General features: G+C 75.1%; 16 protein-coding genes. 6 read left to right on the top strand and 10 right to left on the bottom strand.

Going from position 1 to position 20,672, the window contains the following annotated elements; genetic code table 11:
• Positions 1–4: 4 nt before the first annotated feature.
• Entirely contained in the window at positions 5–1,396 is a 1,392-nt protein-coding gene (locus ACZ5OX_RS21025; RefSeq protein ID WP_465631876.1) for an ABC transporter substrate-binding protein, read from the bottom strand.
• A gap of 96 nt (positions 1,397–1,492) precedes the next feature.
• On the opposite strand from ACZ5OX_RS21025, the gene gcvPA reads away from it, so the two are divergent.
• From gcvPA to ACZ5OX_RS21000, 5 genes are all read left to right on the top strand, one after another.
• Positions 1,493–2,851, top strand: a complete 1,359-nt coding sequence (gene gcvPA / locus ACZ5OX_RS21020; RefSeq protein WP_465631874.1) for an aminomethyl-transferring glycine dehydrogenase subunit GcvPA — start codon at positions 1,493–1,495, stop codon at positions 2,849–2,851.
• The gene (gene gcvPB, locus ACZ5OX_RS21015) at positions 2,848–4,446 is read left to right on the top strand and encodes an aminomethyl-transferring glycine dehydrogenase subunit GcvPB (RefSeq protein WP_465631872.1); all 1,599 of its coding nucleotides are present in this window, start codon (positions 2,848–2,850) and stop codon (positions 4,444–4,446) included. The genes gcvPA and gcvPB overlap by 4 nt, the downstream gene beginning before the upstream one ends.
• A complete protein-coding gene (locus ACZ5OX_RS21010; protein ID WP_465631870.1) occupies positions 4,443–5,618 on the top strand; it encodes an ATP-NAD kinase family protein in 1,176 nt (391 codons plus the stop codon). Before gcvPB ends, ACZ5OX_RS21010 begins: the two co-directional genes overlap by 4 nt.
• A 72-nt stretch (positions 5,619–5,690) precedes the next feature.
• Entirely contained in the window at positions 5,691–6,437 is a 747-nt protein-coding gene (locus tag ACZ5OX_RS21005) for an SDR family NAD(P)-dependent oxidoreductase (RefSeq protein ID WP_465631868.1), read from the top strand.
• 101 nt (positions 6,438–6,538) lie between these two features.
• Positions 6,539–7,192, top strand: a complete 654-nt coding sequence (locus tag ACZ5OX_RS21000; protein ID WP_465631866.1) for a GntR family transcriptional regulator — start codon at positions 6,539–6,541, stop codon at positions 7,190–7,192.
• A gap of 55 nt (positions 7,193–7,247) precedes the next feature.
• Here ACZ5OX_RS21000 and ACZ5OX_RS20995 read toward each other — a convergent pair whose 3' ends face one another.
• Both ACZ5OX_RS20995 and ACZ5OX_RS20990 read right to left on the bottom strand, forming a co-directional pair.
• Positions 7,248–8,000 (bottom strand): MBL fold metallo-hydrolase, encoded by a 753-nt coding sequence (locus ACZ5OX_RS20995; RefSeq protein WP_449806835.1) that lies wholly within the window; start codon positions 7,998–8,000, stop codon positions 7,248–7,250.
• Positions 8,001–8,030: 30 nt separating this feature from the next.
• Complete coding sequence (locus ACZ5OX_RS20990; protein WP_465631864.1) at positions 8,031–9,041, bottom strand: GlxA family transcriptional regulator; 1,011 nt, start codon at positions 9,039–9,041, stop codon at positions 8,031–8,033.
• Positions 9,042–9,221: 180 nt separating this feature from the next.
• Between ACZ5OX_RS20990 and ACZ5OX_RS20985 the strand changes: the two genes are divergently transcribed.
• Positions 9,222–9,872 carry a DUF4937 domain-containing protein gene (locus tag ACZ5OX_RS20985; protein WP_465631863.1) on the top strand — a complete coding sequence of 217 codons (651 nt, stop codon included), beginning with the start codon at positions 9,222–9,224 and terminating at the stop codon, positions 9,870–9,872.
• Positions 9,873–10,226: 354 nt separating this feature from the next.
• Here the strand turns inward: ACZ5OX_RS20985 and ACZ5OX_RS20980 are convergent, their stop codons facing one another.
• The 7 genes from ACZ5OX_RS20980 to ACZ5OX_RS20950 form a co-directional block, all read right to left on the bottom strand.
• On the bottom strand, positions 10,227–11,384 hold the full coding sequence (locus tag ACZ5OX_RS20980; RefSeq protein WP_465631861.1) for a baeRF2 domain-containing protein: 1,158 nt from the start codon (positions 11,382–11,384) through the stop codon (positions 10,227–10,229).
• Positions 11,385–11,459: 75 nt separating this feature from the next.
• Positions 11,460–11,804, bottom strand: coding sequence for a hypothetical protein (locus tag ACZ5OX_RS20975; protein ID WP_465631859.1), 345 nt, complete (start codon positions 11,802–11,804; stop codon positions 11,460–11,462).
• 66 nt (positions 11,805–11,870) lie between these two features.
• Complete coding sequence (locus ACZ5OX_RS20970; protein ID WP_465631857.1) at positions 11,871–14,225, bottom strand: PP2C family protein-serine/threonine phosphatase; 2,355 nt, start codon at positions 14,223–14,225, stop codon at positions 11,871–11,873.
• An 88-nt stretch (positions 14,226–14,313) separates the two neighbouring features.
• A complete protein-coding gene (locus ACZ5OX_RS20965) occupies positions 14,314–18,513 on the bottom strand; it encodes a HAMP domain-containing protein (RefSeq protein ID WP_465631855.1) in 4,200 nt (1,399 codons plus the stop codon).
• 183 nt (positions 18,514–18,696) lie between these two features.
• Positions 18,697–19,068 carry an STAS domain-containing protein gene (locus ACZ5OX_RS20960; RefSeq protein ID WP_465631853.1) on the bottom strand — a complete coding sequence of 124 codons (372 nt, stop codon included), beginning with the start codon at positions 19,066–19,068 and terminating at the stop codon, positions 18,697–18,699.
• A gap of 194 nt (positions 19,069–19,262) precedes the next feature.
• Positions 19,263–19,760, bottom strand: a complete 498-nt coding sequence (locus ACZ5OX_RS20955; RefSeq protein ID WP_465631851.1) for an ATP-binding protein — start codon at positions 19,758–19,760, stop codon at positions 19,263–19,265.
• A gap of 11 nt (positions 19,761–19,771) precedes the next feature.
• Entirely contained in the window at positions 19,772–20,245 is a 474-nt protein-coding gene (locus ACZ5OX_RS20950; RefSeq protein ID WP_465631849.1) for an STAS domain-containing protein, read from the bottom strand.
• Between the last annotated feature and the right edge of the window lie 427 nt (positions 20,246–20,672).

Genomic DNA, 20,672 nt, shown 5'->3' with positions numbered 1-20,672 from the left:
GCCCCTACGCGACCGTTTGGCGGCCGGTCGCGGTGGCGATCTGGCGGGCGGCGGAGCGCAGCACGGTGCCCGGGTCGGCGCCGTTGTGCAGCACCTGGTTGACGGCGGTGTTGACGATGTCGCCGGCCTTGGAGTCGTCCGCCGTGAACTCGACGGTGGGGACGCTCCGGGTGAGCCCGGCGAACAGCTGCATGGTGGGCTGGCCGCCGTAGTAGGGCGCGGGCTGCTGGAAGTACGGGTCGTCCAGGGCGGGGAGGTAGGCGGGGAAGAGTCCTTCGTGCTGCATCATCGAGGCCTGGTTGGCCTTGTCGGCGAGCAGGAAGGAGAGGAACGCCCATGCTGTCTCCGGGTTGCGGCTCTGTGCGGTGACGCAGAGGGTGGAGCCGCCGCTGTTGGAGGTGCGGGTGCCGCCGGGGGTGAAGGCGGGCAGCGGGACGACGCCGAACTTCCCGCTGAGGTCGGCCATTTCGGCGGTGAGGGTGCCGTCCCACCAGGCCGCGGTGGGGGTGGTGGCGGCCTTGCCGTCGTGGGTGCCGGAGACGAGGCCGTCCCAGCCGTTCTCGAAGTCCACCAGGTCGCGGTCGACGAGCTGTTTCATCAGGGTGAGGGCGCGTTCGGCGGCGGGGGTGGCGACGGCGACCTTGCCGTCGGTGAACCAGCGCTGGCCCTGCTGTTGGAGGAGCATGGCGAAGAGGCTGTCCTGTTTGGAGTCCAGGATGAGCAGCTTCTTTCCGGTGGCGGCCTTGAGGGTGGTGCCGGCGGTGAGGTAGTCGTCCCAGGTGCCGAGGTTCGCCGGGTCGATGCCGGCCTGTTGGAAGAGGTCGCGCCGGTAGAACAGGGCGCACGGCCCGCTGTCCCAGGGCAGCGCGAAGACCTTGCCCTTGGCGTCCGTCACGGTGCGCCAGGAGGCGTCCGCGTACTGGGACTTGAGGTCGGCGGAGCGGCTGGTGAGGTCGACCAGGCCGTTCGGGAAGTTGCCGATGTAGGTGGGTAGTCTGCTGCCCTCGACGGTGAGGATGTCGGGCAGGCCGCTGCCGGCGCCGAGCCCGACGGTGATCTTGTCGTAGGCGTTGTCGTAGCCGATGTCCACCACCTCGACGGTCGTTCCGGGGTGGGCCTGCTCGAAGGCCTTGCCGAGCCGCTGCATGGCCTTGGCGGCCACGTCCCAGGACCAGATGGTGACCTTCCCGGCGAGGGCGGCGCCCGGGCTTCCGGTGAGCTGCTTGGCGCTGGTGCCGCCGGCCCCGCCGGTCGCGCAGCCGGTGGCGCCGGTCAGCAGTAGCGCGCCGCCCGCGAGTCCGGCGGAGAGGATTCGCCGGCGGGCCGGACGGCCAGTGGATTCGCCCTGCTCACCGGGTAGTTGGGGATGTTTTTCGGGCCGGGTTGGTGCGGACATCTTGCCTCCCGACTGGTGAATGCCGAATGCTGTATACAGAACTCAGCATTCACAACCCCGTCAAGGCTTGTGACTGAAATCGCGGAAGGTGCCAGCATGAGCACACGCGTCCCCCGAACCCACCCGTACATCCCCAACTCCGCGCCGCAGGTGAGGAAAGCGATGCTGGCGGCGGTCGGCGCCCAGGACGTCGAGGAGTTCTACGCCGACATCCCCGCCGCCCTCCGGCTGGACCGCCCGCTGCGACTGCCCGAACCGCTCGGCTCCGAGGCCCGGCTGGTCGCGCACATGGAGGAGCTGCTCTCCCGCAACACCGCCGTCCCGCCCGGCCGCAGCTTCCTCGGCGCCGGCTGCTACCGCCACCACGTGCCCGCCGTGGTGGACGAGATCGTCAACCGCAGCGAGTTCCTCACCGCCTACGCGGGCGAGCCCTACGAGGACCACGGCCGCTTCCAGGCACTGTGGGAGTACCAGTCGCTGATGGCCGAGCTGCTGGCCGTCGAGGTCGTCAACGTGCCGACGTACGACGGGTTCCAGGCCGCCGCGACGGCGCTGCGGATGGCCGGACGGGCCACCGGGCGGCGCCGGCTGGTGCTGGTCGGCGCGATCGATCCGGACCGGCTCTCCCGGATCCACGACTACGTCCGGGGCGTCCACGAGCTGGTGCCCGTCCCGGCCGAGCCCACCGCCGTCCGGGCCGCGCTGGCCGAGGGCGACGTGGCCGCCGTCTACGCCCAACTGACCGACCACCGCGGGCGGGTGGACCAGGAGCTGCCGCAGTACGTCGAACTCGCCCACCGGGCCGGGGCGCTGGCCGTGGCCCACGTCAACCCGCTCAGCCTCGGTGTGCTCACCCCGCCCGCCGAACTCGGCGCCGACCTCACCTGCGGCGACCTCCAGCCGCTCGGCATCCACCCGAGCTTCGGCGGCGGCAACGCCGGCTTCATCGGCAGCCCGGACGACGAGCGCCTGGTCGCCGAGTACCCGAGCCGGCTGTTCGGCCTCACCCCCACCGACGTCCCCGGCGAGTACGGCTTCGGCGACGTCGCGTACGAGCGCACCTCCTTCGCGCTGCGCGAGGAGGGCAAGGAGTGGGTCGGCACCGCCGCCGCCCTGCACGGCATCGCCGCCGGGGTCTACCTCGCCCTGATGGGCCCGCACGGCATGCGCGAGATCGGCGAGACGATCCTCGCCAACACCGCCTACGCCCGGCAACGCCTGGCCCGCGTCCCCGGCGTGGAACTGGCCGACCCGCACGCCGTGCACTTCGCCGACTTCACCGTCCGCTACACCGGCGAGCGCGGCGCCGCCGAGATCGCCGAGGCCCTGCTCGCCCACGGCCTGCACGGCGGCACCCCGGCCGGGCCGGACGAGGGCCGCTACTGCGTGACCGAGCTGCACACCGCGGCGGACATCGACCGCCTCGCCGACGCGCTTGAGGAGACCGTCAAGTGACGACCAGCCATGACTCCGCCCCGGTGAACCCCCGCATCGCCCCCAAACCGGCCCTGCGACGCTTCCACCAGGCCCGCTGGGACGAGAAGCTGATCTTCGAGCTGGGCACCCCCGGCGAGCGCGGCATCCTGCCCCCGCTGCCCGAACCCGCCGTCACCGCCGCCGTCGGCGACCCGGCCGAGCGGCTGCCCGCCGCGCTGCGCCGCCGCACACCGCCCGCCCTGCCCGAACTCGGCCAGCAGCAGGTGCTCCGGCACTACCTGCGGCTCTCCCAGGAGAACCTGGGAGCCGACCTCAACGTGGACGTCGGCCAGGGCACCTGCACCATGAAGTACAGCCCGAAGGTCAACGACACCTTCGTCCGCGACCCCAGGATCGCTGCCCTGCACCCGGCGCAGGACGCCTCCACCGTCCAGGGCGTGCTCGAACTCGTCCACCGGCTGGAGCAGTTGCTGAAGGAGATCTCCGGCATGGACCGGGTCAGCCTCCAGCCCGGCGCGGGCTCGGCGGCGATCTGGACCAACGTCTCGGTGATCCGCGCCCACCACGCCGCCCGCGGCGAGCTGGAGCAGCGCGACGAGATCATCACCACCGCCTTCTCCCACCCCTCCAACGCCGCCTGCGCCAAGACCGCCGGCTTCCGGGTGATCACCCTGCACCCGGACGCCGACGGCTACCCCGACATCGAGGCGCTGCGCGCCGCCGTCGGCCCGCGCACCGCCGCGCTGCTCATCACCAACCCCGAGGACACCGGCATCTACAACCCGCGGATCGCCGAGTTCGTCCGGATCGTCCACGAGGCCGGCGGCCTGTGCGCCTACGACCAGGCCAACGCCAACGGCATCCTCGGCATCACCCGGGCCCGCGAGGCCGGCTTCGACCTGTGCCACTTCAACCTGCACAAGACCTTCTCCACCCCGCACGCCTGCGGCGGCCCGGCGGCCGGCGCCTGCGGCGTCACCGCCGAGCTGGCGCCCTACCTGCCGCGCCCCACCGTCGAGTTCGACGGCGAGCGGTACGTCCTGGACGACGACCGGCCCGAATCGGTCGGCAAGATCCGCCCGTACCTGGGCGTCGTGCCCAACCTGGTGCGCGCCTACGCCTGGATCATGTCACTGGGCGCCGAGGGGCTGCGCGAGGTCGCCGAGACCGCCGTGCTCAACAACAACTACCTGCTGCACCGGGTGCGGCAGATCCGCGGCGTCTCCGTCCCCTACGCCGAGGGCCGCCCCCGAGTCGAGCAGGTCCGCTACAGCTGGCAGCAGCTCAACGAGGACACCGGCCTGCACAGCGAGGACCTCGGCTACCGCGCCGCCGACTTCGGCACCCACTACTGGACCAGCCACCACCCGTACGTCGTCCCCGAGCCGATGACCCTGGAGCCCACCGAGTCCTACTCCCGGGCCGACCTGGACGAGTACGCGGCGATCCTGACCGAGGTCGCCCGCGAGGCGTACGAGGACCCGGAGACCGTCCGCACCGCACCACACCACTCCACCGTGCACCGGATCCGGCACGAGCCGCTGGACGATCCGGCGCTCTGGGCGGTCAGCTGGCGCGCCTACCGCCGCAAGGTCCTCGGCGAGCAGCCGTGACGCCCGCCCCAAACGCCCGGATCGGGCTCGTGGTCAACCCGGTGGCCGGCCTCGGCGGCCGGGTCGGCCTCCAGGGCAGCGACGGCGCCGAGGTCCAGCGGCGGGCGCTGGCGCTCGGGGCCCGCCCCCAGGCCCTCGCCCGGTCCGAACTGACGCTCCGCCAACTCCCCTCGGACATCGAGCTGATCACCGCCGAAGGGGCGATGGGCGCCGACGCCGCCCGGGCGGCCGGCCGGCCCGCGCGGATCGTCCACCGGCCCGCCGGGGCGCGGACCACCGCCGCCGACACCCGGGCCGCGGTGCGCGCCCTGGTCGCGGCCGGCGCCGGGCTGCTGCTGTTCTGCGGCGGCGACGGCACCGCCCGCGACGTCCTGGACGCACTCGGGCCCGAGCCCCGCCTGCCGGCCCTCGGCATCCCGGCCGGGGTCAAGATGCACTCAGCCGTGTTCGCCGTCCACCCCCGGGCCGCCGCCGAGGTCGCGGCGGCCTGGGCGGCCGGCCGGGGCGTGCGCCTGGAGGCCGCCGAGGTGGTGGACCGGGACGAGGCCGCACTGCGGGCCGGCCGGGTCTCCGCCCGGCTGTACGGCCGGCTGACCGTCCCGGTGCTGCCCGCCCGGGTGCAGCAGCGCAAGACCGGCAGCTCCGGGCCCGGCCCGGGGGCGCCGGCCGGCATCGCCGCCGAGGTCGCCGAACGGGTCGGCCCCGGCGGGCTGCTGCTCCTCGGGCCCGGCAGCACCACCTACGCGGTGGCCACCGCACTCGGCGCACCGGGCGCCAGCCTGACCGGCGTCGACCTGCTGCGGCTCGGCCCCGAGGGCGCCCTCGGCCCCGGCCACGCCGACGGCCTCGCCCGCGCCGCCCGGGTGCTGATCCGCGACGCCCGCGCCGACCAGCTGCGCACCCTGCCCACCACCCCGCACATCGCGCTCTCCCCGATCGGCGGCCAGGGCTTCCTGCTCGGCCGCGGCAACCAGCAGCTCACCCCCGAACTGCTGCGCGCCGCCGGCCGGGAGCGGCTGCTGGTGCTCGCCACCGAGGCGAAGCTCGCGGCCCTGGCGGGGCGACCCCTGCTGCTGGACACCGGCGACCCGGAACTGGACGACGCCCTGGCCGGCCACGTCCGGGTGATCACCGGCCGCCGCTCCGGCGCCGTCTACCGTCTCTCCGCCTGAACCCGCCCACTCGTCCGATCCCGCCCACCCGCCTGAACCTCCGCCTCCCCCAGGCCAGTTGAAGGAGCCCCCATGATCGACCTGCACGGCAAGCGCGCGATCGTCACCGGCGCCGCCTCCGGCATCGGCCGGGCCACCGCCGCCCTGCTCGCCGAACTCGGCGCCGCCGTCGTCCTCCTCGACCTCGACGCCGAGCGCGGCGAACGGGCCGCCAAGGAGATCGGCGGCACCTTCGTCCGCTGCGACGTCTCCCGGCGCCCCGACTGCGAGCACGCCGTCCGCACCGCCGTCGAACAACACGGCGGCGTGGACGTGCTGTTCAACAACGCCGGCATCATCCGCCGCTCCACCGTCACCGAGATCACCGACGAGGACTGGGACCAGGTGATGGCCGTCAACGTCCGCTCGATCATGCTGCTCAGCGGGCTGGTGGTGCCGCTGATGGCCGCGAACGGCGGCGGCAGCATCGTCAACACCGGCTCCGGCTGGGGCATCAAGGGCGGCGGCCGGGCCGTCTCCTACTGCGCCTCCAAGGGCGCGGTGGTCAACATGACCAGGGCGATGGCCATCGACCACGGCCCGGACAACATCCGGGTCAACTGCGTCTGCCCGGGCGACACCGACACCGGCATGCTCGCCGAGGAGGCCCGCCAGCTCGGTGAGAACCCGGACGCCTTCTACACCGACGCCGCCGACCGCCCGCTCGGCCGGATCGGCCAACCCCGAGACATCGCCCAGACCGTCGCCTTCCTGGCCAGCGACGCCGCCGCCTTCGTCAGCGGCGCGGTCATCGCCGTGGACGGCGCCGGCACCGCCTGACGACCGCACACCGTACAGCACCGCAGCCCCGTACGGCGGCCGGGCGACGGCGTGCGTCGCCCGGCCGGTACGCTACGGACCGAGGGAAGAAGGGAAGCCTGATGGCGATCGAGCGGCGTCCGCTGCGCGAGCAGGTGAAGGACGAACTGCTGGAGCAGCTCGGCCGCGGCCGGTTCACCCCCGGCGAGTCGATCAACGAGGTCCAGCTCGCCGAGGAACTGGGCGTCAGCCGCACGCCCCTGCGCGAGGCCCTGATCAGCCTGGAGCGCGAGGGCATCATCACCAGCGAGCGCGGCAAGGGCTTCCGCTTCGCCCCCACCGGCAAACAGGAGTTCCTCGACCTCACCGCGATCGTGATCGCCCTGGAGTCGCTGGCCCTGCGCACCTCCGACCCGGCCCACCTGGCCGAGATCGCCCCCCGGCTGCTCGCCGAGGCCCGCGCCTTCTCCGCCCCCCAGGCCCCGCACGGCACGATAGAGCGCTACGACGACGCCTGGCACGCCCTGCTGCTCTCCGGCTGCTCCAACGCCCGGCTGCGCGGGATGATCGACTCGCTGAAGCTCACCCTGCACCGCTACGAGCGGGTGGTGGTCGGCGACCACGAGATCCTGGAACGCGCCGCCGAGGAGCACGAACGGATCGCCCAGTGCCTGCTGGACGGCGACCTCGACCAGGCCGTCACCGCGCTGGAGGCCAACTGGACCAGCGGCATGGAACGCATCCTGGACCGGCTGCCCCCGGTCGCCGCGGTCTGAACGGCCCCGCGGTTCACCGGCCCCTCGGTCCACCGGCCGGTCGGTCACCTGCCCGTCAGCCCAGCTGTTCGGCGACGCCCGGGGTGAGCCAGTGCAGCCGGTCCGCCAGGCCCGCCGCCGCGAACCGCGCGGTGGTCTCGGCCCGCCCCTCGGTGAAGTGCTCCCACGAGGCGTAGTGGACGGGCACCACCCGGCGGGCGCCGAGCGAGGCGGTGAGCGCGGCGGCCTGCGCCGCGTCCATGGTGATCAGCTCGCCGCCGCCGAAGGCCTCGATCCGGGCGGCGCCGAGGTGCAGCAGCGCCGTACCGATCCGGAACCGCCGCCCCACCTCGTCCAGTTCGGGGATGTGGACGGTGTCCCCGGAGACGTACAGCGCCTCCTGCTCGCCCGGCACCTCGACGACGAACCCGGTGACGTCCCCGACCGGCCCGTGCAGGCCGGGCGTTCCGGTCACCCGCAGGGTGCGGCCGTCCACGGTGAGCTCGCGGGTCTGCCACGGGGCCAGGCCGAGCGCGCCGCCCCCGAGCCTGGCCGCGCCGCTGACCGTGGTCAGCACCGGACGCCCGGCGAGCAGGGTGCGGCCGGTGGCGTCCAGGTTGTCCGGGTGCTCGTCGTGGCTGAGCAGCACGGCGTCCACCGGCGGCAGCTCGTGCACGCCCATCGCCGGACCGCCGGTGCTGCGCAGCACGACCGGGTCGTGCCGGTACTCGGCGGGGGCCCGGTCGAAGACCGGGTCGGTGAGCAGCCGCAGGCCGCCGACCTCCAGCAGGACGGTCGCGGTTCCGATGTGGGTGGCCTCGATCTTCACAGTCTTCCTTTTCTACTGGTGAATTGATGGTCAGTCAGTCTTTTGGCCGGGAAGCCTGAAGCGGCGCCGGTAGTCCCCCGGCGTGGTGGAAAGCCGGTCCCTGAAGACCCGGTGCAGGGTCTCCACCGAGCCGAAGCCGCAGGCCCGGGCGACGCCCGGCAGCGGGTGGTCGCTGCGCTCCAGCAGCCTGCGGGCGGCCTCCACGCGCAGCGCCTCCACGTACGTCCCGGGCGTGGTGCCGGTCTCGGCGCGGAAGACCCGGGCGAAGTGCCGTTCACTCATGGCGAGTCGCGCGGCGAGCACGGGCACCGACAGATCGGCCTCCAGGTGCTCGCCGATCCAGCGGCGCAGGTCGCCCAGGTCCGCCCGGCCGCCCGTACGGTGGGCCAACGGGACGCTGAACTGGCTCTGCCCGCCCGGGCGTTGGAGGTACATCACCATCACCCGGGCGATCTCCAGGGCCAGGTCGTCGCCGTGGTCCTCGGCGACCAGCGCGAGGGTGAGGTCCATCGAGGTGGTCAGGCCGGCGCTGGTCCACATCCGCCCGGAGCGGATGAACACCGGGTCGGCGTCCACCTCGACGGCCGGGTGGTCGGCGGCCAGCCGCTCGGCGGTCGCCCAGTGGGTGGTCGCACGGTGCCCGTCCAGCAGTCCGGCCGCCGCCGTCACGTGCGCGCCCGCACACACCGAGGCGATCCGCCCGGCCCGTGACCCGACCTCCCTCAGCCAGCCGACCACCGCCCGGTCCACCTGCGGCACCGGCCCGTCCGGCCCCAGGTCCACCCGCCCCGGCACCAGTACGGTGTCCGGCCCCACCCGCTGCTCGGCCAGGGTGTCGGTCACGTACAGCGGCACCCCCGAGAAGGTCGCCACCGGACCGCGCCGCTCCGCGCACACCCGCACGTCGTACCCCGGCCGCCCGGATGGCAGCAGCCGTCCAGCCAACGCGAGGATCTCGGCGGGCCCGGTCACGTCCAGCGCGTTCACTCCGGGGAACACCGGGATCACGACCAGATGCGGCAGGCGGGGTGCGTCGTTCATGCCCCCACCCTCGCCCGGCGGCGCCGGTGGCGGCAATGACGGGACTCTGCAGGATTCGGCCACTGCCCGGCGCGCTGCCCCGCCGCTGCTCGGCCACCGGCCCTACGCCTGTGGCCCGACCCTCCCCCGGACCAGCGCCCGATTGACGCCCCGCCGCCTCCCCGCAGCATGATGACCCGCATGTACGGCAAGTGGATCGACTGCCGGGTACGACCCGGAGCACGCGAGGCGTTCGCCGCCGGCCAGCGCCGCTGGTCGGCGATCTCCGACCAGCCGGGCCTGATCGGCCAGGCCGGCGGCTGGGCGCCCGACGGCGACCGGGCCCTCCTGCTCGCCCTGTGGAGCGACGAGCCCGCGTACGCCCGCTTCCTGCGCGAACGCCACGACCCGGCCGCCGCCCACGCCGACCAGCGCTCGAGCTGCACGGAGATCGCGGTCGCCACCGGCCCGGTCGTGCTCACCATGCCGGGCGCGGCCCCCTCCCTCCCCTCCGCCCTCGCCCGGGCCACCGCCCTGCGCGCCGCCGACTGCCTCCTCCGCCCCGGCCGCGCCGACCACTTCCTCGCCGTCCAGCACGAGGTCTGGGCCCCGGGTATGGCCGCGGCGGACGGCATGCTCGGCGGCACCGTCACCCGCCTCGCCGCCGACCGCTACCTCGTCACCACCCTCTGGACCACCCCCGCCGCCCACCAGGCGTACACCGTCCACCACCTCCCCGCCCTCCTCGCCCGCGCCGACGTCCCGTCCGACGTCCGGACGCTGACGGGCCACCTGCTCCCCCTCGAACCCACCTGGCGCGTCGTGCCCGAGCCGGCGGCCACCACGGAATGACGCACCCACCGCGCCGGGCCGAGGAGTCGCGTCGGTCTCCCGGCTCTCTGCCCGCACTCGCCCACCCAGGCGGAACAGGTCCGGATCATCGGCGAGGAGGCGGGGCGGCCGGCCCGCTGGCGGGAGATCCCGCGGGCGGCAGCCCGGGAGCGGATGCCGGCGGGTGAGTGCCGGCGGGTGGGTGCCGGCGGGTGGGTGGCCGGCCCCGATCGCCGACGGCGCGCTCGACTTCCTGCGCGCCCGCATCGACGACCGGAGCCGGTCACCGACACCGTCCGGGAGATCCCGCGAGCGGCAGCCGCGCGGCTTCGGTGGTCCCGTGGTGCCACGGCGGGTCTGACCACCGGACGGGCGTCAGGCGGGCCAGCGCAGCACCGCGCCGAGGCCGCCGGGCGGGCCGTCGGCGAGTTCGGGGACGAGGACGGCCTCGGCGTCGGAGGCCGTCGCGGAGCGCAGCAGGGCGTCGGCGGCGGGGGCCTGGGCCGGGTGGCGGACGCCCATGTCGCGCAGGTCGGCCCGCTGGACGCCGAGGTGCTCGGGTTCGGGGCCGATCCACACCGGGCGCTCGGGGTCGTGGCCGCCGGTCTGGACGAGCAGCGCGGCGAGCTGGTGCTGCCGGGCGGCACTCAGTACGGCGGGGATGCCCTGGGCGGCCTGGCCGGGCGCGGTCTGGGTGCCGGCGGCGTCGGTGCGGTGTTCGCCGGGCCGGCCGACGCCGGTGTGGAAGGCGTCGAGCAGCTCGGCCAGGTGCCGGGCGCGGTGCCGGGCCCAGGCCTCGCGGAGACGGCACTCGAAGGCCTCCCGGGAGGTGCCGGCGGCTCCGGTTCCGCCGTCCAACTCAAGGGTCACCGCACGGAGTCGGGGTGGCAGCCGGTCCTGGACGGCCCGGCGTTCCCTGGTTCCGCCGGTGAGGACGAGCAGCTGGGCGCCGCTGCGCGGCCAGGTCCGGCCGAGGTGTTCGGCGACGATCCCCGCGGTGCGTTCCCAGGTGTCCTCGACCCGGTGCCGGTAGTGCCACTCGTAGCGGTCGGCGGGCGGGGCGCGGTGCCCCCGGCCCTGCCACTGCGGGCCCTCGACGGTGCCGATCGGCGCCCCGCGCCCGAGTTCGTGGCGTTCCAGCTCCGCCCCGGTGCGGTCGACGGCGGCGACCAGGCAGGCGGGCACCGCGTCGTCCAGCAGGCCGAGCAGCGGGCCGGTGTGCGGGAGCGGGGCCCAGGTGGCGGCGACGTCGGGCGGGGAGGCGGCGAGCGGGACGTCCAGCGCCACCTCGCCGTCCGCCGCGAACAGCGCCCGCCCGGGCGGGGACCCTGCGGCGGGTGCCGCGGCCAGGTGGTCGCGGACGGCCGCGCGGGTGGAGTCGTCGGCCCCGGCGTCGGCCAGCCGTTGGACGGCGGCGCGGTCGAGCAGCGCCCGGCGCCGGGCGGCGTCCTCGGTGGCGCGGGAGGTGTCGAGGTAGACGGACGCCCAGGGGCCGGGGCGGTCGAGCAGCGGGGTGAGGATGGCGAGGTCCATGGTGGCCTCCCGGGAGGGGGTGCGGGGTCGGTGGGCGGGGCCGACGGGGGCGCGCCGGTCGGCCCCGGTCGGTGCTCAGTGTCCGGGTCGGTGCCGCATCCGGCCGCCCTGCGTGGCGGCGCGCTGTTCGGGCTCGGCGGGGTCCGTACGGCCGGTGAGGTCCGTACGCTCGGAGGGCGCGGCGGGCGCCACACGTGAGGACCGCCGGACCCGCCCGGACAGCCGGATCAGCGCGAGGCCGAGGCAGAAGAGCAGCGCCAGCGCGACGCCGGCGAGGAAGATGCTCAGGCTGTTCAGCACCACCAGGTGGTGGCCGAGGATCATCACCTGGTAGTCGGGCCCGCCGGAGAGGTTGTCCGCGATCAGCAGTCCGACGAACGCGCCGGACGCCGCCATCAGCAGAAGTCCCAGCAGCAACATGGGGATCGCTTCCGTCCTACTCTCGGCCCCCCTCGTCCGCTCGCGCCTACCCGCCTCCGGCGCCCCCTATTCGGGCTGGACGGCGATCAGGCAGGTGTCGTCGTCGGTGTCGGCGGGGCTGAGTTCCAGCAGCCGGTCGAGGTACAGCTCCAGGTCCGGGCCGGGGGCGCCGGCCGCCCGGAGCAACTGTTCCACCGACTCCTCCACCGGGCGGTCCCGGCGTTCGACCAGCCCGTCGGTGTAGAGCAGCAGGACGTCCCCCGGGTCGAGCCGGGCGGTGTGCTCCTCGTACTCGGCGTCGTCCAGCGCGCCGAGCAGCACGCCGTGCGGCAACGGCAGCACCTGGGCCCCGTCCGCGCCGAGCCGGATCGGCGGCAGGTGGCCGGCCCTGGCCCAGCGCAGTTCACCGCCGAGCGGGTCCAGCAGCACGCACACGGCGGTCGCGGTGACCTGGCCGGGTTCGCGCAGGGCGACGGTGTTGGCCCAGGCCAGCAGCCGGCCGGGGCCGGCGCCGGTGACGGCGAGGCCGCGCAGCGCGTGCCGCAGTGCGACCATCCCGGTGGCCGCGCCGACGCCGTGCCCGGCCACGTCCCCGACCGCGAGCAGCACCCGCCGGTCGGGCAGCACCAGCACGTCGTACCAGTCCCCGCCGACCCGGTCGCGCTGGGCGGCGGGCCGGTAGCGGACGGCGGCGTGCAGGCCGGTGACCCCGAGCGGGGGCGGGGCGGCGGGCAGGATCGCCTGCTGCAGCCGCAGTGCCAGCTGCTCCCGCTCGGCCGACTCCTGCTCGCTGTCGGCCAGCCGCTCCCGGGTGGCGCCGAGCGCGACCTCCGTCCAGTGCTGGGCGGAGACGTCGTGGTAGGCGCCGCGGACGGCGACCAGCCGGCCGGTCTCGTCGACCTCCGGCTCGGCGATCACCCGGGTGAAGCGGTGGGTGCCGTCGGGGCGGTCCAGCCGGACCACCGCGGAGGCGGTGCGGTGGTGGTGCCGGACGGTGTCCAGCAGGCGCCGGATCGCCGGCCGGTCGTCCGGGTGGGTGTGCCGCGCGAGGCGGTCCAGCGGTACGGGCGGCGCGTCCGGCGGCAGCCCGTACAGCTCGCGCAGCCCGTCGCTCCAGCGGATCCGGCCCTCGGCGAGGCGCTCCTCGAACCCGGCCACCCGGGCCAGCCGCTGGGCCTGGCGCAGCAGGGCGACGCGCTCGTCCTCCTCCCGTTCGTCGTCCAGCTGCCAGCACACCAGCAGCCGGCCGCCGACCGGGACGGCCGAGAGCAGGACGGCCACCGGGACGGCCGGGCCCTGGCCCCGGAATGCCAGCCGGACCGGCTCGGCGGTCGACGGCACGCCCGTCTCGTAGGCGCGCAGCAGGCGGTCGAGCAGCCCGGCGGCGCAGGCGACGGGGTACGTCTCCAGCAGCGAGGCGCCCTCCAGTGCCTCGCGGGGCCGGCCGAGCGGGTCGCGGAACCTGGCGTTGACCCGCAGCACCGTGAAGTCGGCGATCCGGTCGGCCCGGACGACGGGGTCCAGCAGCAGCGCGGGGGTGAGCTGCCCCTCCAGGAGGGCGCCGGCCTGCTCGGGGGCGACGGGCTCGGGGGGCCGGCCGAGCAGGGTCGTGCAGAGGTCGGCGAGGGCGTACAGCTCGCGGCGCTGGGCCGGGCCGAGCACGGGGACGGAGCCGGTGGCGGGGTCCTGGCCGGCGGCCGGCCAGAGCAGTTCCAGCGCGCCCCGGCGGCGGCGCCGGTCGAGCAGCGGGAGGACGGCCCGGGCGGCGCCGGCGCCCACCGAGGGGCCTTCCGTCTCCGGCTCGCCGGGCCACAGTTCGGCCGCGCCGCCGACGACCCGCTGCGCCGGGGTGGGGACGCCGGGCGGCACCCGGGCCCAGTCGGCGGCCTCCTCGGCGGAGAGCCCGGCGTGCGCGGCGAGGGCGAGCGCGCCGCCGGGCAGGCGCTGCCAGACGGCCACGGCGCGGACGCCGAGCGCCGCCGCGGCCTGGTCCAGCACGGCCCCGGCGGCGTGCTGCAGGTCGGGCGCGGCGGCGAGCGCGGGCGCGACGGGCGGGCCGGCGTCGGGCGGTTCGGCGACGGGGAGGCCGAAGGCCGCGGGCCCGGGGCCGGGTCCAGGTCCGGTGCCCGCATCGAACCCCGGCCCCGGCTTCGGCTCCGGCAGCCCCGCGATGTCCGCCGCCAGCGCGAGCACCGGCACGCCGGCCTCCCGGGCCAGCCGGGCGAGGTGTGCGGCGGCCTCGGTGACCGGCAGGCCGAGCCGCTCGGCCAGGATGCCGGTGGCGAGGTCGACGGCGGCCCTGGTCCGCGCCTCGGCGTGGGCCCGGGCGGTGGCCGCCTGGAGGCGGCGGACGGTCTCGGCCAGGGCCCGGGCGGTGCGCTCCGCGGCCTCCTGGGCGGAGGACTCCTGCCCGGCGGTCACGGCGCACCCCTGATCCGGGGCAGGGTGCCGGGGCACTGATCTGCGGCACCCGCGCGCCGGGCCGCGGTTCCCCCATGCCGAGGATCGGTCATGACGCGCCCAGCCAGTCCCGCATCCGCTCCAGCAGCCGGTCGGTGTCGACCGGCTTGGTGACGTGGTCGTCCGCACCGGCGGCCAGGCTGCGGTCCCGGTCGCCGGGCATGGCCTTGGCGGTGACGGCGACGACCGGCAGCCGCTCGAAGCGCGCGTCGTCGCGGATCGCCGCGATGGCCGCGTAGCCGTCCATTCCGGGCATCATCACGTCCATCAGCACCAGGTCGGTCTCCGGGTGGCTGCGCAGCAGGTCGAGCCCGGCGCGGCCGTCGGCGGCGTGCAGGATGCTCAGCCCGTGCCGTTCCAGGGCGGCGGTGAGCGCGAAGACGTTGCGGATGTCGTCGTCGACGATCAGTACGGTCCGTCCGGCGAGCGGTCCCGCCGGGGCCGGGGCCGTGGGGGGCCGTTCGACGGGCGCGGGAGGCTCGCCGCCGAGTGCCCGGATCACCCGCACCCGCAGCTCGTCCAGTCCGCCGACCTGCTCGACGCCCTCGGGCGGCGCGCCGCCGGGCCCGTACCCGAGCACCGGTGTGCCGCCCGCCGCGAGTTCGCCAAGCAGCGGGGCGAGGTCCGCGGAGGCGACCAGGTCCAGCAGGACGCACCGGTACGGCCCGCTGGTGAGCGCGGCCCGCAGCCCGGCCTCGTCGCCCACCCCGTCGACCCGCACCGCCTCCGCCGTCCCGACCTCCGACGCACCACCCGGCGAGGAGGCACCGCCCGGCGAGGAGGCACCGCCCGGCGAGGAGGCACCGCCCGGCGGCGACGCGCCGCCCGGCGAGCTCGCCAGGGCCCCGACCGCCGCCCGGGCGAGCTGGGTGAGCAGCCCCGGCGGGTCGGGCTCCACCACCAGGACCCGCGCCTCGGCCCCGTCCGCCGCGGAGTCCCCGCCCGCCGTCGCCTGCGCGCCCAGCGGCAGGTACAGCGTGAACCGGCTGCCCTGCCCCGCCGCGGAGCGGACGGTGATGGTGCCGCCGAGCAGCCGGGCGAGCTCCCGGCTGATCGACAGCCCGAGGCCGGTGCCGCCGTAGCGCCGCGCGGTGGAGCCGTCGGCCTGCTGGAAGGCGCCGAAGATGGTGTCCAGGTGGTCCGGGTCGATGCCGATCCCGGTGTCGTCCACGTGGAAGGCCACCGCGGCGTGGGTCCGGCCGAGTCCGGGCGGCAGTTCCGCCTCCTCGACGCGTTCGATCCGTAGCTCGACCCGGCCGGTGTCGGTGAACTTGACGGCGTTGGAGAGCAGGTTGCGCAGGACCTGGCGCAGCCGCGCCTGGTCGGTGACGATCCGCTCCGGCACGGCCCGGTCGACGGACACCTCGAAGGCGAGCCCCTTCTGGTCGGCCAGCGGCCGGAACCCGGACTCCACGTACTCCAGCAGTTCCCGCAGCGTGAAGGACTCGATGGCGAGTTCCATCTTCCCGGCCTCCACCTTGGAGAGGTCGAGGATGTCGTTGATGAGCTGGAGCAGGTCGGTGCCGGCCGAGTGGATCACGCCCGCGTACTCGACCTGCTTGGGGGTGAGGTTGCCGCCGCTGTTCTCGGCGAGCAGCTGGGCGAGGATGAGCAGGCTGTTCAGCGGGGTGCGCAGCTCGTGGCTCATGTTGGCCAGGAACTCCGACTTGTACATCGAGGTGCGGGTCAACTCCCGTGCCCGTTCCTCCAGTTCCTGACGGGCCTGCTCGATCTCCAGGTTCTTCGCCTCGATGTCCCGGTTGCGCTGGGCGAGCAGTGCGGCCTTGTCCTCCAACTCGGCGTTGGAGCGCCGCAGTTCCTCCTGCCCGTCCTGCAACTCCTCGGACCGGGACTGGAGTTCGGCGGTGAGCCGCTGGGATTCGCCGAGCAGCTCGTCGGTGCGGGCGTTGGCCAGCAGGTTGCCGAGGTTGACCCCGCAGGCCTCGGCGAACTGGCCCAGGAAGTCGCGGTGCACCTGGGTGAACGGGTGGACGGAGGCGAACTCCATCACGCCGATCAGCCACTCCTCCAGGGCGATCGGCAGGATGACCACCGAGCGGACGTCGGTACCGCCCGTGCCCGAGGAGACGGTTGCGTAGCCGGGCGGCAGGTCGTCGACGGCGACGGTCCGCCTGGTCCGGGCGGCCTGCCCGACCAGGGACTCCCCGAGGCGCAGCCGCAGGTGCTCCCCCTCCGGGCGGCCGTAGGCGCTGATCAGGGCGAGTTCGGTGCCGTCCGCGCCCTCCTCGGCGAGGAAGAACGCGCCGTACTGGGCGCCGACCAGCGGGGTCAGCTCGTCGGTGATCATCCGGGCGACGGCGCGGATGTCCCGCCGGGCCTGGATGGCGGCGGAGAAGCGGGCCAGGTTGCTCTTGAGCCAGTCCTGCTCCAGGTTGGCCCGGGTGGTCTCGCGCAGCGATCCGACCATCGCGTTGATGTTGTCCTTGAGGTCGGCGACCTCGCCGGAGGCGTCCACGCTGATCGAGCGGGTCAGGTCCCCGGCCGCGACGGCGCTGGTGACCTCGGCGATCGCCCGGACCTGCCGGGTCAGGTTGCCGGCCAGCTCGTTGACGTTCTCGGTGAGCCGCTTCCAGGTGCCGGAGACGCCCTCCACCCGGGCCTGCCCGCCGAGCCGGCCCTCGCTGCCGACCTCCCGGGCCACCCTGGTCACCTCGGCGGCGAACGAGGACAGCTGGTCGACCATGGTGTTGACGGTGGTCTTGAGCTCCAGGATCTCGCCCCGCGCGTCCACGTCGATCTTGCGGGTCAGGTCGCCGTCGGCGACGGCGGTGGTGACCTGGGCGATGTTGCGCACCTGGCTGGTCAGGTTGTGCGCCATGAAGTTGACGTTGTCGGTGAGCGCCTTCCAGGTCCCGGCGACGTTGGGCACCCGGGCCTGGCCGCCCAGGATGCCCTCGGTGCCGACCTCGCGCGCCACCCTGGTGACCTCGTCGGCGAAGACGGAGAGGGTGTCCACCATGGTGTTGATGGCGTCGGCGAGGGCCGCCACCTCGCCCTTGGCCTCGACGGTGATCCTCCGGGAGAGGTCGCCGCGTGCCACCGCCGTCGCCACCTCGGACATCGAGCGGACCTGGCCGGTCAGGTTGGAGGCCATCACGTTGACGTTGTCAGTGAGGTCCTTCCATGTCCCGGAGACGCCCCGGACGGTGGCCTGGCCGCCCAGGTTCCCGGCGGTGCCGACCTCCCGGGCCACCCGCGTCACCTCGTCCGCGAACGAGGACAGCTGGTCGACCATCGTGTTGATGGTCTCCTTCAGGTCCAGGATCTCGCCGCGCGCGTCGACCCGGATCTTCTGGGTCAGGTCGCCCTTCGCGACGGCGGTGGTCACCTCGGCGATCGAGCGGACCTGGGCGGTGAGGTTGTCGGCCATGACGTTGACGGACTCGGTCAGCGCCCGCCAGGTGCCGGAGACGTCCCGGACGTCCGCCTGGCCGCCGAGCCGGCCCTCGGTGCCGACCTCCCGGGCCACCCGGGTCACCTCGGCGGCGAACGAGGACAGCTGGTCGACCATGGTGTTGATGGTCGTCTTGAGCTCCAGGATCTCCCCACGGGCGGCGACCGAGATCTTCTGGGTGAGGTCCCCCTCGGCGACGGCGGTCGCCACCTGGGCGATGTTGCGCACCTGCCAGGTCAGGTTGCCCGCCATCGCGTTCACCGAGTCGGTGAGGTCGCGCCACGTCCCGGCGACGCCCGGCACCTGCGCCTGGCCGCCGAGCCGGCCCTCGCTGCCGACCTCCCGGGCCACCCGCGTCACCTCGTCCGCGAACGAGGACAGGGTGTCCACCATGGTGTTGACGGTGCTCTTGAGCTCCAGGATCTCGCCCCGCGCGTCCACCTCGATCTTCTGGGTGAGGTCGCCGCGGGCCACCGCCGTGGTCACCTGGGCGATGTTGCGCACCTGCCAGGTCAGGTTGCCGGCCATCGCGTTGACCGCGTCGGTCAGCTCCAGCCAGGTCCCGGTCGCGTCCGGCACCTGCGCCTGGCCGCCGAGCCGCCCGTCGGTGCCGACCTCCCGGGCCACCCGCGTCACCTCGGAAGTCACCCGGGCCAGCTGGTCGGCCATGCCGTTGAAGACCGCGGCGATCTCCCCCAGCACCCCCGGCCGGTCCGGGGAGAGCCGGATGCGGAAGTCCCCGTCGCGCACGGCGGTCAGCCCGGCGAGCAGCTGCCGCAGCGCCTGCTCAGCCGGGTCGGACGCGGGGGCTCCGGCTACCGGGTGCTCGTCCATCCGTCCACCGTCCGGATCGCTCGCACGGCCGGGGTGCGCCGTCCGGGCACCTCGGCACCGAGGGCGGCGGGCCGCCGCCCTGCTCCCACTCTGCCACCGCAGGCCGGGGGTGACACGTGGGGAGGAGGCCCCGCACTGCGGCGCCGGGGCCGGCGGGCCCCGGCGCCGTAGTGCGTCAGTGCCTCAGCCCGGGACGGTCTCGCGGATCGGGAAGGCATCCGTGGCGCCGGTGAGTTCGAGCATCCGCAGGATCAGCGGCCGCGGCCGGGCCAGCTCGATCCGGCTGTCGTCCACCTCGGCCCTGGCCTTGGCGCGCAGCAGGACGTTGAGCCCGGTGGAGTCGCAGAACTCCAGCCCGGCGCAGTCCACCACCACCACGGTGGCCGGCTCGGCGAGGGCCCGGTCGAGGGCGGACCGCAGAGCGGCCACCGAATCGAGGTCCAGTTCGCCGAGCAGCACCAGCACGGTGCCCAGGGCCCACGGCCGGCTCTCGATGGTGAGCTCCTCGGACCGGTCGGCAACCGGGCCCCCGTAGTTCGACCGGCGCTGCGTCATGGCTGCGCGCTCCTCTCGCTCCGTCCGGCCGCTCGCGCCGCCCGGATCCCGCGCCGGTTCGCGACCGGCGCTCCCACATCCACGCGGTTATCCGCTGCGGGGCGCCGGAAACCCCTTCCGGACGGCGCGAAGGGACGCAGCGAGGAGGACGCAGCGAGGAGGACGCGAGGACGGCGCGACGCGAAGGGCGGCGATCAGCCCCAGTCCGACCGCCCCGACGCCCTGTCCCCGTCCGCACCGGCGACCGTCAGGGCCGGCGGGCGCGACACCTCCAGCCAGACCTGCTTCCCGCCGTCCTCGGGCCGGGAGCCCCAGGCGGCGGCGAGCCGGTCCACCACCCGCAGCCCGTGGCCGCCCGGCCGACTCGTCGCGGCGGACGGGCGCAGCCGCGGCGGGACGGGGCTGGCGTCCGCGACCTCCACGCGCAGCCGGGCGCCGTCCCAGTGGAGCCGCAGCTCGCGCGGGCCGCCGGGGGCGTGCAGACAGGCGTTGGTGACCAGCTCGGAGACCATCAGCAGGACGTCCTCGGCCGCGGCCCGCCGGTTCTCGTCGACGGCCGGTAGCCAGTGCCAGGACACCAGCGCCCGCCGGCTGAACTCGCGGCTTCGCTGCACCGCGCCGGCGATGCCGCCCAGCACCAGTCGCCTGGTCTCCTCCCGGCCTGGCGGGCCACTGTTCCCGGGGCGGTTCACGGCCTGCCTCCTCAGCTCGGCTCGGGCGGGGCGCCGGGCCCGGTGGGGCCCTCACCGGAGGCCGCCAGCGCCGTGCGGAGGTCGGGGTGGACGCTCAGCACGCCGTCGGCCCCGGTGATCGCGAACAGCCGCGCCACCAGCGGGAGGGGACCGGCCACTTCCAGCCGCAGCCCGGCCGCCTCGGCATCCAGCCGGGCGCGCAGCAGGACGTTCAGCCCGGTCGAGTCGCAGAACCGCAGGCCGGCGAGGTCGACCACGATCCGCTCGATGCCCGCCGCCGACGGCGGGCGGGCCAGCACGGCGCGCAGCCCGTCCGCGCTGTCGTGGTCCAGCTCCCCGGCGACGGTGACGATCCGGACCGGGCCGCGGTCGCCCACCGCGACGCGCAGATCGCCGGACGCCAACTCGCCGCCGCCGTTCCCACCCGGGCTGCCCCGCCCCGGGCCGTCCTGGCCGGCGGGCTCGTGCTCGGGTGACCCTGCCATGGCTCGCTCCCGGTGCGACGGGGACGGTGAGGACGGCGGGGCGCCGTCCCGACCATCATCGCGCGCACCGTGCCGGGCCGCGCGGACCGCCGTACCCGTGAGCACCGCGGGTACGGGCGGGGGCACCGTTCGTCGACCGTCCATGCCTGCGCGCCTGCCCCAACGCCACCGGGACACACCCGCCGGGACGGACGCATCGCGTCGCAGGTCCCGGTCCGCGCCCCCGGATCACCCTGATTCGCGCCCCCGGATCACCGGATCGCCCGCCCCGGTTCGCCCTGATTCGCGCCCCGGGTGTTAGAGCCCGCCGCGACCGGGAATCCGCCCTGTGGCGGGGCCCGTGGGCCGCTCGCCGGTTCGTACCGCCCCTTGGAGACAGACCCTGGCCCCGACCGGGGCGCTCGGACACCTGGAGGACAAGGACAGG

The organism is Kitasatospora sp. NPDC032121, assembly GCF_055580145.1.
Note: the sequence above shows the minus strand (reverse complement) of the source record. Positions and strands in the feature narration are given on the sequence as shown.

Excerpts from the sequence above, each read along its gene's own strand:
- ACZ5OX_RS21025 (WP_465631876.1), bottom strand. The coding sequence starts at position 1,396 with ATGTCCGCACCAACCCGGCCCGAAAAACATCCCCAACTACCCGGTGAG.
- gcvPA (WP_465631874.1), top strand. The coding sequence starts at position 1,493 with ATGAGCACACGCGTCCCCCGAACCCACCCGTACATCCCCAACTCCGCG.
- ACZ5OX_RS21005 (WP_465631868.1), top strand. The coding sequence starts at position 5,691 with ATGATCGACCTGCACGGCAAGCGCGCGATCGTCACCGGCGCCGCCTCC.
- ACZ5OX_RS21000 (WP_465631866.1), top strand. The coding sequence starts at position 6,539 with ATGGCGATCGAGCGGCGTCCGCTGCGCGAGCAGGTGAAGGACGAACTG.
- ACZ5OX_RS20990 (WP_465631864.1), bottom strand. The coding sequence starts at position 9,041 with ATGAACGACGCACCCCGCCTGCCGCATCTGGTCGTGATCCCGGTGTTC.
- ACZ5OX_RS20985 (WP_465631863.1), top strand. The coding sequence starts at position 9,222 with ATGTACGGCAAGTGGATCGACTGCCGGGTACGACCCGGAGCACGCGAG.
- ACZ5OX_RS20980 (WP_465631861.1), bottom strand. The coding sequence starts at position 11,384 with ATGGACCTCGCCATCCTCACCCCGCTGCTCGACCGCCCCGGCCCCTGG.
- ACZ5OX_RS20975 (WP_465631859.1), bottom strand. The coding sequence starts at position 11,804 with ATGTTGCTGCTGGGACTTCTGCTGATGGCGGCGTCCGGCGCGTTCGTC.
- ACZ5OX_RS20965 (WP_465631855.1), bottom strand. The coding sequence starts at position 18,513 with ATGGACGAGCACCCGGTAGCCGGAGCCCCCGCGTCCGACCCGGCTGAG.
- ACZ5OX_RS20960 (WP_465631853.1), bottom strand. The coding sequence starts at position 19,068 with ATGACGCAGCGCCGGTCGAACTACGGGGGCCCGGTTGCCGACCGGTCC.
- ACZ5OX_RS20950 (WP_465631849.1), bottom strand. The coding sequence starts at position 20,245 with ATGGCAGGGTCACCCGAGCACGAGCCCGCCGGCCAGGACGGCCCGGGG.